Source organism: Methanoculleus sp. UBA208, assembly GCF_002498065.1.
GTDB lineage: Archaea > Halobacteriota > Methanomicrobia > Methanomicrobiales > Methanoculleaceae > Methanoculleus.
Genome location: NZ_DAFZ01000108.1, coordinates 1 through 13785 on the forward strand (window position 1 = coordinate 1; position 13785 = coordinate 13785).

A 13785-nucleotide genomic window follows, 5' to 3' on the forward strand; every position below is an offset into this window, starting at 1 on the left:
CACAATCACCGCCACCACCCCGCCGGCCCCGGCGCCGATCGTCGAAATTCTTCCGCACTCGCACCTCCCGCCCGGGGAAAAGCGTCATCCTGATCGACGGGTAACAGGAGTATGGTGCGGCGTGCTTACGGCTGATAGTCGAAGCCTGACGGCTTCTCAAGCTCCGGTTCTTCACTAGCATCCCCGGAGCGCTGGCGGAACACCGGGAGCGGATCAGAAGCCCTGGCGTCCGGCGGACCGGCTGCCACCGCGAGCGGGGCCGGCCATGACCCTGGAGTCGAAGCCTTCGGCTTCTCCTGCTCCGCTCCTGATGGAGCATCGCAACCCGAAAACCGAACGTCTTCGAGGTGGACGTCCGAGGAGATCTGCCGGACGATGAGAGTCCCGCCCGGCAATGCCGCTCCCGCCTCTACCGGATACGATTCCGGATACGCTACAACCCCAGGTCGGAGAGCCCGGGATGATCGTCGGGGCGTCGGCCCGGCGGCCAGTGATACTTTCGCTCTCCTTCGGTGATCGGCAGGTCGTTGATGCTGGCGTGGCGAACGCGCATCAGCCCCTGCTGGTCGAACTCCCAGTTCTCGTTCCCGTAGGAGCGGAACCAGTTCCCCGAGTCGTCGTGCCACTCGTACGCGAACCGCACGGCGATGCGCGCCTCGTGAAACGCCCAGACCTCCTTGATCAGGCGATAATCAAGTTCCTTCGCCCACTTCCGCCGCAGGAACTCGACGACCTCCTCACGACCGTTTATGAACTCCGCTCTGTTGCGCCAGACGCTGTCGACGCTGTATGCGAGCGACACCTTCACGGGATCGCGGGAGTTCCAGGCGTCCTCGGCCATACGAACCTTCTGCACCGCTGTTTCATACGTGAACGGCGGCAACGGGGGGCGACTCTGCTCGGTCATACGGGTATCCCTCCCCGCGGTACTGATATAGGTATGGTCGCGGCAGGACCGGGCAGCCATATCCATGAACCCCGGGCGACCGGACCTGGTTCGGGATGACTGGTCGAAGGTGCCCCGAATTCGAAGAACAGCCAGAAAATAAAAGATCTAACACAAAATCGAAAAGCGCCCCGGCCGGGATTTGAACCCGGGTCAAAAGCTCCGCAGGCTTCTAGGATATCCACTACCCTACCGGGACACGAGAATAAGTGCCTTACCCCTAATTACTAGGTTGTTCTGGTTAAAAAAGGATTGCTCGCCGGGTGATCGGGGCGCCGGACAGGGAGCTGCGGGGTCCGGGATTCGCCCGGAATAAACCCCGATTGCCGGCGTATTTCAGCGGTACGCGCGGGCCTACACGCCCCCTGCCCGCATCAGCACATGCACCGTCACCTCGTTTCCGGAGAGCTCGATCAGGAAGTCCCCCATCCGGCCCACGAAGACCCTTTTGTGGGTGTCCGTACCGAGGAGTTTCCCGAAACCGTCCTCGGCCACGATCTCGCCGGACTCCCGGTCCCTGACGGTCACCGTAAACCACGAGTCCTCGCTCGGGTAGGTCTGCGTGACGACTATCTCCTTTTTGCTGCCGTAATCGCTCGTAGTACGCTTCTCCCGCGTGATCATCTTCGGCTCCACGTCGAACTCGATGATGAGCGGCGGCGCGGTCAGGTTAAAGGAGTAGGCATCCATCGAATGAGCGAGACTGAACTCCGTCGTCCTGTTGTAGAGCGTCACGTAGGGGTCCTGCGTCGGCGCGGTCTCCGGCGGCCTGCTGAGCGTGGGGCCGGCAATACCCTTCGTCGCGGTGGGATACGGGGTCGCCGGCGTCAGGTATCCCGGATCGTCGTCCGCTCCCCCCGGCGTCTCCTCCTGCTCCGACGCCAGAAGGCCGGACCACCCGGACTCGCCGCCGGGGGGCAGCTCCGCGCACCCGGCGGACGCGAGAATCAGGATCATCACTGCAGCTACAAAGAACGATTTATACACCCTGGTCACCGTAGAGGGATTATGCAGAGGGATATTTATTTTTTTACTCTTGAATATTCAAAGAAACATTTTATTCAATAGTTATTAACCGGCGGAAATATCGTTGGACGCCGGTCTGTTTTCACGGCATGATTTTGGAGAGTGTGCGGGCTGAAAAGGAGAACCGCCACGAGATACGCTGCGATCCATCGGCCGCACGCTCGCGGGAGGGGGAACCTTTTTATCGGACATTCGTATCTCTATCGCTCGACCGATGACAGTATCCAAGAGACAGAAGACACAACACAGAGGCGCCGATACGCCTATTCCGGACGGCGCGAGCCCCCCTCATGAGAGCGCAGAACCCCGGCACGGCGTTCCGGCATCCCGGGTCCTCGCAGGCCTGACCGCCATCGGTGCCCTGCTGCGGCTCTACAACCTCGGCGGAAACTCGCTCTGGCTCGATGAGGCTGCGACCCTCTCGTTCGCCCGGCAGTCATTCCTTGGTATCTGGGAGAGCACTGCAGGTGGAGAGTTCAATCCCCCGCTCTTCTACTGGCTGGAGCACGGGATGCTCGTCTTCGGGGAGAGCGAGTTCGTGCTCCGGTTTCTCCCCGCACTCCTCGGCGTCCTGACGATCCCGGTCGTGTACCTCATCGGCTCCGAGTTCCGCGACCGAAACGTCGGGCTCATCGCCGCCGCCCTCCTCGCGTTCTCGCCTTTCCACATATTCTACTCGCAGGAAGCCCGGGCGTACGCTCCGATGCTCTTCTTCTTCTCCCTCGCGCTGCTCTTTTACGTAAGAGCAGGGAAAGCGAACGAAACCCGCTCCTGGGTCATCTTCGGGGTTTTCTCCGCGGTCGCCTTCTGGATGCACTTTTATGCCATCGTGCCGGTCGCCGTCCTCATCCTCCACGCCCTCGTCACCCGTGCCGGCAGCATCCGGGACGTGAAGAACCCGGCCCTCGCGCTGGGTGCTTTTACCGCCGCGAGCCTCCCCCTGCTCATCGTGACCGTGAACTTATTTCTCGCGAGGACGTCCTCCGCCCCGACGTTCGGCGTGCAGGGGCCCGATGTCGTCTACCAGACCCTTCTCGAGGCATCGGGGCACAGCAACAGCATCCTCGCGTCCTTCATTCTCCTCTTCCTGCTCGGCGTCGCGTACACCTGGCGCGGGGACCGGGACGGGGCGCTCCTCCTCGTCTTCATGATGTTCATCCCGCTGGCGGCAAGCCTCGTCCTCTCTTCACGGATGCCCATGATCCCACGCTACCTCATCTACCTCCTCCCGGTCTACTTTGTCGGCATCGCGTCGGCGTATCCCGCGCTCTGTGCCCTCGTCCGGGAGAGGTGGGCGGTCGCTGTCTTCATCGCGGCGGCGGTGCTCATCGGCGCTCCGTTCCTGGCGGCCTACTACACCATCCCCCAGAAGAACGACTGGCGGGGGTTCTCCGCGGAACTCGGTGGGATGACCGGGGAAGGAGATCTCGTCGTCGTGCTGCCGTCCTACATGGCGCAGCCGCTCGACTATTACTACAGCAACGCGACCGACGGGACCCTCGAGATCGGGGCAACGACAGAAGACGACCTTGCGGCAATCCGCGCCTGCTACCCCGGCCGACGTGCGTTCTACGTGGCGACCGCGGACATCTTTGCCGCGGACCCCTCGGGGAATGCGGCGGGCTGGCTCGAAGAGAATACGCGGCTCGCCGGGCAGCACACGGGGATCCGTCTCCTCGTATCGTCCTGGTAGGAGGATGCAATGGCCGAATCCTGCGATCTGGCGGTGATCGTCCCGACCTTCAACGAGGAGGAGAACATCGCCGCGATGATCGGGGCGGTCGATGCAGTCTTCAGAGAGAACGGCATCCGCGGCGAGGTCCTGGTGGTGGACGACGACTCGAAGGACCGCACGATCCCGATCGTCCGGGAGATCGCCGCCCGGCAGGAGAACGTGCGCCTGATCGTGCGAAAAGAGGATCACGGCCTCTCGCAGTCGGTCGTCGAAGGATTCCGGTCGGCGCGCTCGGATATCCTGCTCGTCATCGACGCCGACTTCTCGCACCCGCCAAAGCTCATCCCCCGGTTTTACGAAGCAATACGGGGCGGTGCGGATATCGCCATCGGGAGCAGGTACATGGAGGGCGGGGATATCGAGAAGTGGCCGCTTGCGCGGAGGATCGTATCACTCGGAGCCACCGCGTTCGGGCGGCTCCTCTTTCCCGAGGTCACCGATCCCGTGAGCGGGTTCTTTGCCGTGCGGCGCGAGGTCGTGGACGGCGCTCCGCTTGCGCCCCGGGGCTACAAGATCCTGATGGAGGTGCTCGGCAGGGGCCGGTGGGACTCGTTTACCGAGATCCCGTTCGTCTTCAGGGACCGCGAGGAGGGGGAGAGCAAGCTCCGGGCCGGCACCGTGATCGACTACCTCCGGCAGTGCGCCGGCATCGTCCGGTTCTCGATAACGCACCGGGCCGGCCCGGTCTCCGACGAGTGGACGAAGGTCCTCCGGTTCGGGCTCGTCGGGCTCTCTGGCATCCTCGTCAACATGGGCCTCCTCTACGCCCTGACCGAGATTGCCGGCCTCTACTACCTCGTCTCGGCAGTGATCGCGATCGAACTCTCGATCGTGAGCAACTTCGTCTTTAACGACGTCTGGACGTTCCGGTCCGCGAGAGACCTGAGGTTCGAACGGAACCTCCGGCGCTTCTGGTCGTTCCAGACGGTCTCGATGGCCGGGCTCGCCGTCAACATGGGCGTCCTCTACCTCCTCGTGGACGTCGCCGGGGTCTACTACCTCGCCGCGAACCTTGCAGGAATATTCATCGCGTTTGCCTGGAACTATACGGCGAACAGGCACTACACGTGGAGAGGGGCGTAAAAATGGTTTGCAGGGCTCACCCGGAGTAGGCCCGGATGACGCCCCGGTAGACGTCCACCGCTCTCTCAAGTTGCTCAACTGAAACCCGCTCGTCCACTGCGTGCAGCGTCGGGATCTCCCCCGGCCCGTACTCCAGAACATCGAACCCCCTGTCGCGGAGGTACTTCGCGTCGCTTGCCGCCCACTGGAGGAAGGGGGCCGCCGTCCCGTAGACCCGCTCCACCTCGCGACAGACCGTCCGGACAATCCGGGCGTCCGGAGGCGTCAGGGTCGGTTCGGCCACGTCCGTCTCGCGCATCACGGCGTCCGGGGCGTGTTCGGCGATGCCCTTCCTGAGGCTCTCGAGGGAGCAGCCCCACGGCACCCGGATATCGAGCTCCATCCGGCACTGCTCCGCCACGATGTTCGCCTTCTCGCCGCCCTCGATGCGGCCCGGGTTGAACATCACCCTCGTGAGGATCTCGTCCCCTCTCTCGATGCCGAAGATCTCGGAAAAGACCCGGGCACCCTCCCTGATAAGCGGCTGCAGGTCTTCCTCGACGGGGAACGGGCGGGCGTGAACCTCCCGCAGGTAGCCGATGAGATCGAACGCCGCCATGACGGCGCTCTTCCCGACCAGGGGGTAGAGGGAACTGTGGCCCGGTCTGCCGCGGAAGGAGAGGTCGACCCGGTAGAGGCCTTTCTGGCCGATCGCCGGGCTGGTCTCCGGCGTCGGTTCGGCGATCAGGCATTCGCGGGGCTCGAGCAGGTCCTGTGCGAGCAGCGACCGGATGCCGTGCTCCCCGCCGGTCTCCTCGTCGCAGACGAAGGCGAACTGGACCTTCGGCTCCACACCGCTCTCGATGACGTCGTGGTAGGCGGCAAGGAGGGCGGCGCACCCCCCTTTCATATCGGTGGCGCCTCTTCCCCAGACGTAGCCGCCGGCAACCTCCCCGCTATAGGGGTCGTGCGTCCAGTCGTCGGGGATGGCGGGGACCACGTCGACGTGGCCGCAGAGAAGGAGCCGGGAACCGGGCCCGGTCGTGACGAGGTTGTCCCGCCCGCCCGGGTGGGAGACGATGCGGCTCTTCACCCCGAGGGAGTCGAGGAACTCCGCGATGAACGCGACGACGCCGGCCGTGCTCCCCGGCGGGTTCTCGCTCCTGAGCCGGATGAGCGATGACGTGAGTCGGGCGACATCCATGCAAGGTCTCCTTATGCCGACCTGCTCTGGACGTACTCGTCGAAGAGCCGGGCGAGCGACGAGGTCTTATAGAGCTGTTTGACGAATTTCGGGTCGAAGAACTCGTCGATGAACGTCGAGAGGTACTCGGCCGGGATCGCCTTTTTGTCGTCGGGGTTGAGCACGATCCGGAAACTCCGGTACTGGGCGGGGTCGTCGCGGTCGTAGACGCCGGCCCAGAGCATTGGGAGTTCCCCGTACTTCTCCGGGTGCTCCTCTTTGAGCCAGTTGACGAACCCGGGGAAGTGGGCCCGGTCGCCGACCTTCTCCTCGTCCAGGCGCCACCGCATGTATTCCATGCTCATGATGTTCCTGGGCGACATGTAGTTGTAGGCGAGAATGCCGAGGGTGAAGTCGATGTGGGCGAGGGCGTCGGTGAAGTAGAAGTCCAGGACCGGGTGGAACTCGGTTGGGCTCTCCAGGATCAGCGATTTGCCGTACAGCTTCTGCATGACGCGGACGTACTCGTTCATTTCCAGCATACTTTTTCCTATTGGGGAGGGAGGTTCAAAAAGTATTGCTTGTAGGTAGCAATGGCGGTGATCCGGGACGCTGATGGGCTCTGGTTACCTCTTCAGGGCACGCGTCGCGCCTCGCACCTTTGGTGCTCATGCTCCGTTCGGCCGCGATCGCGGCCGAACATCGCCTTCGAAAATTGCTGCGCAATTTTCTCAAACTCCGCCTGCCCCAAAGGGGCAGACATCGTTATGTGAAGAACGGCTTTCTCCTGCCGACGGCTTCGCGGAACGCGTCTTCGAGTTCCCTGCCGTGCTTGCCCCGGATATCGACCAGGTTGTCGCTCCGCAGAAGGCAGGGTTTGAGTTTCCCGTCCGAGGTCACGCGCAGGCGGTTACAGAATGCGCAGAACTCCGTGTTGTGGAGGGGGCGGACCACCTCGATCTCGGCGCCGTCGAGACAGTACTTTTTGCGGTGGTGCATCCTGCGGGTGAGGACCCGGGTTGCCCGGTCGTTTAAGTCCTGCTCGACGCCGTCCACGTCCCCGTGGAACTTGCACTCGTTGAACTCCATCAGCTCGATGACCTGGAGGATGAGGTCCTGCTTCCCCCTGACGAACGCCATGAAGTCGTCCAGCTCGTCCTCGTTGATGCCGTCGAGGAGCACCATGTTGAGCTTGACCGGGGTCAGCCCCACCTCGATCGCCGCGTCGATCCCCGCGAGAACGTCCGCGAGGCAGTCTTTGCCCGTGATCTCGCGGTAGCGCTCGGGACGGAGGGTATCGAGGCTGACGTTCACCCGGGCAAGCCCGGCCTCTTTGAGTTCCGCGGCCTTCGCCGCAAGCAGGGTCCCGTTCGTCGTAAGGGACGACTCCACTCCCGGCGGCACCGAGCGGATGATCTGGACGAGATCGCGGCGGAGCAGGGGCTCTCCGCCGGTGAACTTGATGCTTTTTACGCCGAACCGCACGGCCACCTGCATCAGCTCGGCGATATCCTCGGCGCTCATCTGCTCCTCCGGGTTCACCTCGCCCTCTGCATGGCAGTAGATGCACCGCAGGTTGCACCGGGAGATCAGGCTTATCCGGAGGTTGGTCACGGTCCGGTTATAGGGGTCCTTCAGCACCATCGCACGTTCCCTTGAAGTTTTTTGCAATAATGTAGGTCTCGGCACTTCCTTTCCGCGACGCCTTCGTCCTGTACCCCCGGACGGAATAGAAATGCTTCCTTGCCTCGGCCATCAATTCCCCGAAGAGTTCGCCCTGGAACGACTTTATCACCAGGTTGCCGCCGGGTTTTAAGATCGTGCAGGCAAACGCCAGGGCATCCTCGCCGAGCCCTATCGCACGGGCCTGGTCGTAGCTCTTCTGGCCGGAGAGTTTCGGCGAGGCATCGGAGACCACGATGTTGACGACGCCGCCGGCCTCCTCGCGGATGCGCTCCTGGACGAGAGGGTCGGTGAAGTCCCCGGCGATGGTGGTGACGCCTTCCATGGGCGCGATGGGATTGAGATCCACGCCGATGACTTTGCCGTCGGTCAGATCGCGGAGCACCTGCAGCCAGCTGCCCGGCGCCGCCCCGAGGTCGACGACGTTATCGCCGGGTCTGATGATGCCGTTTCGCTGCTGGATCTCCAGCAGCTTGTAGGCGGCCCGTGCCCGGTATCCCGCCTTCATCGCCTTTCGATAGACGCTGTCTTTTGTCCATTGAGAGCCCATTGCGAGGTTACCCTCCACTTGAACCCGACGGACGGCTGCCTGCACCGCCGGCACGATCAAGAAGATTATGTATAGTATTTGGTGCAGTCAATCATGAATGATACGGTTCCGGAGTATGGGGCGATCGGTATCTGCCGTGACCGCTTCCCCGCTCGAGCACCATGGGCTCCGGGCCGGTTTTGATCGTAAAGCACTATAATGAATAGGGTGATTATATACTTTCGACGAGAGTTTAATAAGGGGTCACAATGTTAAAGGCAACGATTGACGCAGAAATATTTCGGGAATCCATCGATGCGCTCGCTGCACTGGTGACGGAATGCCGTCTCCACACGGCCGAGGACCAGATCCGGACGCGCTCTGTCGATACCGCAAACGTAGCCATGGTCTCCCTGGAACTCCAGAGCACGGCGTTCAACTCTTTCTCGGCGACGACCGGGGAACTGGGCCTGGATATCGCAAAGATGAAGAATATCATCGGGATGATGGGGAAAGGCGACGCGCTGACGCTCAATTTGCTCGATGAAGAGCGTAAACTGGAACTGAGCTTCGGCGGCTACCGCTACTCGATCACGCTCCTCGACGTCAACACCATCCGGAAAGACCCGAACCCCCCGGGGATCGACCTCCCCGGCAAGGCGGTGGTCCCGGGAGACGCGCTGAATAACGCCATTAAAGCAGCCGCCGTCATCTCCGACAAGATCGCGCTCGGGATCGACCCCGATGCCATGACGTTCTACATGGAGGCGGAGGGAGACACCGATCACATCAAACTCGCGCTCGGCGAGGACGAACTCGTCGCCTTAAGCCCGGTGCGGGCCCGCTCCCTCTTCTCGATCGATTACTTGAAGGACATGGGCCGGGTCATGGCACGCGCGGATGAGGTGGAGGTCTACCTCGGCATCGATCACCCGGTACGGTTTGCCTTTGAGATTGCGAACGGCAACGGCCGCGTGGAGTACCTCCTTGCTCCCCGGATCGAGGCCGATTGATGGGTATCGTACTCGACCGTAAAGAACTCATCAAATATCCCTTTTTGAAAGAATCGCAGGAGCTGGCCCGCCGGCACGTCGAATCGCTCGAAGAATTTCTCACGAGCAGCCCGGGCGCCGTGGCGCTTGAGCGGGCAAAGGAGCGGGTCGTCGCCGCGCTTACGTTCAAAAAAGAGTTTGGGGACGAGAATGCGCAGCCCCTCAAACCCGAGCTCGAGATCGCGAGTTATGCGCTTGCCCGGATGCTGGTCTCCTGCATCAATGACCGGTCCCTCATCGACCGCCTTGCGCGCTACGAGGCGGAACGCGCATCCTTCTTCCTCGCGGCCGACGACCCGGAGATACGGCGGTTCGTTGCCTCAAGACTGCAGATCGATCCCGATGCCGTCACCATGCCCGTCACCGATTACGTCGAACTGGTACCCCACCTGCGCGATAGGCGCTGGCGGCTCGTCAACAGGAACGTGCAGCGGGGAAGCGTGAGCCTTGAAGCGGGCGAGATCGACGAACTCATCCGCGAACGGATCCGGGCCATCCTGGTCGATCAACTCCCGCTCCGGATCCCGCCCGGGATCTGCGAACGCCTTCTTCCGGTTACAAAAGAGATCTCCGCGCTGCTGCAGCAGCAGGTTCTCGAGCAGTTCGGCGAGGTCAAGGAGGAGGCGTTCCCGCCCTGCATCAGCGCGCTCATCCAGGCGATCACCGCGGGAACGAACCTGACGCATATGGGCCGGTTCGCCATCACGTCGTTCCTCCATACCATCGGTATGAACGTCGCACAGATAGCGGACATATTCGCGCGGGCCCCCGACTTCGACCCGGACATGACGATGTACCAGGTGGAGCACATCTCCGGCCGGGGCGGCACCGAGTATACCCCGCCGTCCTGCGCCACCATGCGCACCTTCGGGCTCTGCACCGGCCGCGATAAGGACTGCGAGCGGGTCAGCCACCCCCTGAGTTACTACCGGCTCAGGAAAAATATAAAGAAAAAGCGGAGTTAAGCAGCCATTTTGTCGATCGTATAGCCCGCGGTACTGAGCACGGCGATAAAGACGACCAGCGCGATGACGTATGCAAGCCCCTCCATCCCCGCCATCAGTGCGGGCAGCGTCACCAGCAGCGCGATGAACAGTGCGAGGCACCCGACTGCGATCAGCACCTCAAGAACCCGTAGATTCATGTACAGGAGTGGGACCGGTGCAGGTATATCTCTATCCCCGGGACGGGGGACCCACATGCTTATCAGGGGCGGTTCACAACCCCTCCCGCATGGAGAGAGACGAGGCACTGGCCCTGCTCCGGCGCTACGTGGCGTCGCCGTCCCATATCGTGCGAGCCGCACCTGCGGTGCTACTGCTACGGCCCTTCGCACCTAACGGTGCTCACGTTCCCGCCCTTCGGCCGGTCGCGTTCGGCCCGACGCACAGTCACGCCACGGCGGCCATCATGAAAAAGGTTGCAGAACACCTCGGCGAGGATGCAGCGACGTGGGAGGTCATCGGCCTTCTGCACGACATCGACTACGACCTTGTCGGAGGAGATATGGAGCGGCACGGCATCGAGGGCTACCGGATCCTTCTCGATAATGGGGTCTCAGAGGAGATCGCGGATATCGTCCGGCGCCACAACCACCTGCTCACGTCCGGCTACGAGCGCCCGGTCGAGGTTGCGCTCCAGGCGGCCGACAGCGCCTCGGGCCTGATCATCGCCTGCGCCCTGGTGAAAGGCGGAGCGATCGACGAGGTCACGCCGCGGACGGTGAAGAAGAAGTTCAAGGAGAAGTCGTTTGCCGCCGGCTGCGAGCGCGAGAGGATCCGGATGATAGAATCCCTCATGGATCTCGAGACGTTCTACCGTCTCGCGATCGAGGGGCTCGCGGAAGTCCGCGGCGACGTCGGCCTGACCTGAGCGCAATCCATATATGGCACCCGGAATGAGGAATACTGCATGACACAAGAGCGCGGGAAGGTTATCGGCCGCCTGGAGGAGGCCGTAGAACTCCTCGTCGAGCGGATGGACGCCCGGCTCGTCCCGGAGGTCGGGATGAACATCGTCTACGCCCTGCCCGACGCGCGGAGCAAGGACGACGTGGCCGGAGTCCTCGGCCGGATCGTCAGGCTCGGCGAGGCGGTCCACCCCGTCGGGGAGATCGCGTTCGGGGCGAGCGATCACGTTGCCCGGATCGTCATCACGGCCATGCGTTTCGACCCGCAGATCCGGAGCGCGGCAAACATCCGTTTTTCGGAAGCAATCCTTCCGGATCTCGAGAACCTCCTCTTCGAGGTCTGCTCGTTCGACCGGGAGAAAGAACCGGTGGGCGTGCAGACGATGGACTGGGGGGTCGCCTCCTGCTGCAAGGGGGGCGTGCCCGACATCATCTACGACCGTGGGGCCGTGGGAAAAGAGCCGATGATCCGGGTTCTTGGAGAGGATCCGGTCATGGTTGCACAAAATATTCTTAAACTGTCGAATCGCATTACGTATGCACAATTATAAGGGAAGGTCCACATGGGAATAAAACCATCATATATCAAGAACCTCGGCGAAGAACTTCTCGTCAAGCACCGTGACAGGTTCAGCGGAGACTTCGAGGAGAATAAACACGCCGTCGCCGAAGTTGCCGTGATCGACAGCAAGGGTGTCCGGAACAGGGTTGCCGGGTACATCTCAAGAAAGATAAATACAAGGAAGCGGTAAACCTCACTATATGTTTGAGGGAATCCTTCCGGCAATCATCACCCCTTTTCACCGGGACTCCGTGGCGAGTCCGGATATTGAAGGATTACGGTCCAACATCGAATCGCTGCTTCAACGGGGAATCCACGGCATCGTGCCCTGCGGGTCGACCGGGGAGTCCGCGACGCTCACGTTCGAGGAGCACGAGCAGGTGATCGGCGAGACCGTCGATGTCGTCAACGGGCAGGTGCCGGTGCTCGCAGGGACGGGGTCGAACAACACAGAGGAGGCCGTTCGCCTGACCCGGTCGGCACAGGATGCGGGTGCGGACGGCGCGCTCATCATCAGCCCGTACTACAACAAGCCGAACCGCGCCGGGCTCATCAAGCATTTCACGAAGCTTGCCGACCTCGACCTCCCGATCATCCTCTACAACGTCCCCGGCCGGACGGGGCAGAACCTCCAGCCCGACCTGGTGATCGAACTGGCCAGGCACCCCAACATCGTCGGGATCAAGGAGGCAAGCGGCGACATCACCCAGGTCTCCCGTATCATCGAGGGGACGCGGGACGAGGACTTCGTCGTGCTCTCCGGGGATGACGCAATGACCCTTCCCGTCCTCGCCATAGGGGGCGCGGGCGTGATATCGGTGGCGGCAAACGTCGACCCCGGGCGGATGGTGCGGATGTACGAGGCCTTCCGTGCGGGCGACCTTGCCCGGGCACGGGACCTGCACTACGAACTCGGCCCGCTCATGCGGGCGATGTTTATCGACACGAACCCCATCCCCGTGAAGAAGGCGGTGGAGCTCCTCGGGATGGCCGCGGGACCGGTCCGGCTGCCGCTCGACGAGCTCGACGAGGCAAAGACGGAACAGTTGAGGGAGGTGCTGGTAAACCATGGTTAAGATAGCCGTATCCGGGGCCCTGGGACGCATGGGCACCACCATCGGCCGGATCGTCAGCGAAGCCCCCGATCTCGAACTGGTCGGAGGCGTCGACGTGAAGGAGGGGACGCTCTTCGGGACGGAGGTCGTCTCTGCAGCAGGGATCGACGCGTTCCTCAAGACGAAGAGGCCCGACGTCCTGATCGACTTCACCGTTGCGGCCGCTGCGGTCGAGAACATCCGGGCGGCAGCCGCAAACGGCGTGGCGCTCGTCGTCGGGACGACCGGGTTCTCCCCCGAGCAGCGGGAAACGATCGCGGGCGCCGTCGAGGGGAACGTCCCCGCGGTGATATCGAGCAACTTCTCGGTCGGCGTCAACATCTTCTGGAAACTCGTGCGGGAAGCGGCACGCGAGCTAAGCGACTACGACGTCGAGGTCACCGAAGCCCACCACCGGTACAAGAAGGATGCCCCGAGCGGCACGGCAAAGACCATCCTCGAGATCCTGGACCAGGAACTCGGGGACCGCGAGAAGGTCTACGGCCGCGTCGGCGAGGCGGAGCGGAAAGGCGAGATCGGCGTCCACGTCGTTCGCGGCGGAGATATCGTCGGCGATCACTCCGTCCTCTTTGCCGGGAACTTCGAGTGCATCGAGGTCTCCCACCGGGCCTACGACCGGGCGGTCTTCGCGCAGGGCGCCGTCCGGGCCGCACGCTGGGTCAAGGGCAGGGAACCGCGCATCTACTCCATGCAGGAAGTCCTCGGACTGTGAATGGCGAAGCGAAATTTATTTTTGATGCACTCGTAAATTATGTACGTTCGGAGGAACAAAATTGCCAGCAGTTGTTGATATTGAGAAGTGTACCGCCTGTGAGACCTGTGTGGACGTCTGCCCGGCTGCCGCCATAAGCATGGAAGACGGGAAGGCAAAAATTGACGTCGATCTCTGCGTTGATTGCGAGACCTGCGTCGATGAATGCCCGTCCGAAGCAATCACAATGGAATAAAGAAACCAACTCTTTTAATACCACCTACACTACAGA

Annotated in this window: 17 protein-coding genes and 1 tRNA gene; 10 read left to right on the plus strand and 8 right to left on the minus strand. The window is 62.3% G+C overall.

The features are described 5' to 3' along the window. Positions 1 to 433 precede the first annotated feature (433 nt). The 3 genes from BRA62_RS11080 to BRA62_RS11090 all read right to left on the minus strand — a co-directional run bounded on the left by BRA62_RS11080 (position 434) and on the right by BRA62_RS11090 (position 1942). A complete protein-coding gene (locus tag BRA62_RS11080) occupies positions 434 to 907 on the minus strand; it encodes a nuclear transport factor 2 family protein (protein WP_292366632.1) in 474 nt (157 codons plus the stop codon). Between the two features lie 166 nt (positions 908 to 1073). Then, positions 1074 to 1145: transfer RNA gene (locus tag BRA62_RS11085), tRNA-Arg, on the minus strand. A 155-nt stretch (positions 1146 to 1300) separates the two neighbouring features. Next, a complete protein-coding gene (locus BRA62_RS11090) occupies positions 1301 to 1942 on the minus strand; it encodes a hypothetical protein (protein WP_292366633.1) in 642 nt (213 codons plus the stop codon). A gap of 244 nt (positions 1943 to 2186) precedes the next feature. On the opposite strand from BRA62_RS11090, the gene BRA62_RS11095 reads away from it, so the two are divergent. Together BRA62_RS11095 and BRA62_RS11100 are read left to right on the plus strand one after the other, a co-directional pair. Continuing rightward, positions 2187 to 3665 (plus strand): glycosyltransferase family 39 protein, encoded by a 1479-nt coding sequence (locus BRA62_RS11095; protein WP_292366634.1) that lies wholly within the window; start codon positions 2187 to 2189, stop codon positions 3663 to 3665. 9 nt (positions 3666 to 3674) lie between these two features. After that, a complete protein-coding gene (locus BRA62_RS11100) occupies positions 3675 to 4790 on the plus strand; it encodes a glycosyltransferase (protein WP_292366635.1) in 1116 nt (371 codons plus the stop codon). A gap of 16 nt (positions 4791 to 4806) precedes the next feature. On the opposite strand, the gene BRA62_RS11105 is transcribed toward BRA62_RS11100, so the two are convergent. The 4 genes from BRA62_RS11105 to BRA62_RS11120 form a co-directional block, all read right to left on the minus strand. Further along, positions 4807 to 5973, minus strand: coding sequence for a M20 family metallopeptidase (locus BRA62_RS11105; RefSeq protein WP_292366636.1), 1167 nt, complete (start codon positions 5971 to 5973; stop codon positions 4807 to 4809). Between the two features lie 11 nt (positions 5974 to 5984). Next, complete coding sequence (locus BRA62_RS11110) at positions 5985 to 6494, minus strand: hypothetical protein (RefSeq protein WP_292366637.1); 510 nt, start codon at positions 6492 to 6494, stop codon at positions 5985 to 5987. Positions 6495 to 6717: 223 nt separating this feature from the next. After that, on the minus strand, positions 6718 to 7596 hold the full coding sequence (gene moaA, locus BRA62_RS11115; RefSeq protein WP_292366638.1) for a GTP 3',8-cyclase MoaA: 879 nt from the start codon (positions 7594 to 7596) through the stop codon (positions 6718 to 6720). Continuing rightward, a complete protein-coding gene (locus tag BRA62_RS11120; RefSeq protein ID WP_292366639.1) occupies positions 7574 to 8185 on the minus strand; it encodes an RlmE family RNA methyltransferase in 612 nt (203 codons plus the stop codon). The genes moaA and BRA62_RS11120 overlap by 23 nt, the downstream gene beginning before the upstream one ends. 248 nt (positions 8186 to 8433) lie before the next feature. Here BRA62_RS11120 and BRA62_RS11125 point away from each other — a divergent pair, with 248 nt between their 5' ends. Together BRA62_RS11125 and priL are read left to right on the plus strand one after the other, a co-directional pair. Continuing rightward, complete coding sequence (locus BRA62_RS11125; protein ID WP_292366640.1) at positions 8434 to 9177, plus strand: DNA polymerase sliding clamp; 744 nt, start codon at positions 8434 to 8436, stop codon at positions 9175 to 9177. Next, entirely contained in the window at positions 9177 to 10181 is a 1005-nt protein-coding gene (priL, locus tag BRA62_RS11130; protein ID WP_292366641.1) for a DNA primase regulatory subunit PriL, read from the plus strand. The genes BRA62_RS11125 and priL overlap by 1 nt, the downstream gene beginning before the upstream one ends. Here priL and BRA62_RS11135 read toward each other — a convergent pair. Continuing rightward, positions 10178 to 10360, minus strand: coding sequence for a hypothetical protein (locus BRA62_RS11135; RefSeq protein ID WP_292366642.1), 183 nt, complete (start codon positions 10358 to 10360; stop codon positions 10178 to 10180). The two genes, priL and BRA62_RS11135, sit on opposite strands and share 4 nt — an antisense overlap. An 89-nt stretch (positions 10361 to 10449) precedes the next feature. Between BRA62_RS11135 and BRA62_RS11140 the strand changes: the two genes are divergently transcribed. From BRA62_RS11140 to BRA62_RS11165, 6 genes are all read left to right on the plus strand, one after another. After that, a complete protein-coding gene (locus BRA62_RS11140) occupies positions 10450 to 11088 on the plus strand; it encodes an HD domain-containing protein (protein WP_292366643.1) in 639 nt (212 codons plus the stop codon). A gap of 39 nt (positions 11089 to 11127) precedes the next feature. Beyond that, the gene (locus tag BRA62_RS11145) at positions 11128 to 11676 is read left to right on the plus strand and encodes a thiamine-phosphate synthase family protein (RefSeq protein ID WP_292366644.1); all 549 of its coding nucleotides are present in this window, start codon (positions 11128 to 11130) and stop codon (positions 11674 to 11676) included. Between the two features lie 12 nt (positions 11677 to 11688). Continuing rightward, positions 11689 to 11877 carry a 30S ribosomal protein S17e gene (locus BRA62_RS11150; protein ID WP_292366645.1) on the plus strand — a complete coding sequence of 63 codons (189 nt, stop codon included), beginning with the start codon at positions 11689 to 11691 and terminating at the stop codon, positions 11875 to 11877. 10 nt (positions 11878 to 11887) lie between these two features. Beyond that, the gene (gene dapA / locus BRA62_RS11155; protein WP_292366646.1) at positions 11888 to 12763 is read left to right on the plus strand and encodes a 4-hydroxy-tetrahydrodipicolinate synthase; all 876 of its coding nucleotides are present in this window, start codon (positions 11888 to 11890) and stop codon (positions 12761 to 12763) included. Continuing rightward, positions 12756 to 13514: a 4-hydroxy-tetrahydrodipicolinate reductase gene (dapB, locus tag BRA62_RS11160; protein WP_292366647.1), complete on the plus strand. Its 759-nt coding sequence runs from the start codon at positions 12756 to 12758 to the stop codon at positions 13512 to 13514. Before dapA ends, dapB begins: the two co-directional genes overlap by 8 nt. Before the next feature lie 61 nt (positions 13515 to 13575). Beyond that, a complete protein-coding gene (locus BRA62_RS11165; RefSeq protein WP_292366648.1) occupies positions 13576 to 13749 on the plus strand; it encodes an indolepyruvate ferredoxin oxidoreductase subunit alpha in 174 nt (57 codons plus the stop codon). Positions 13750 to 13785: the final 36 nt, after the last annotated feature.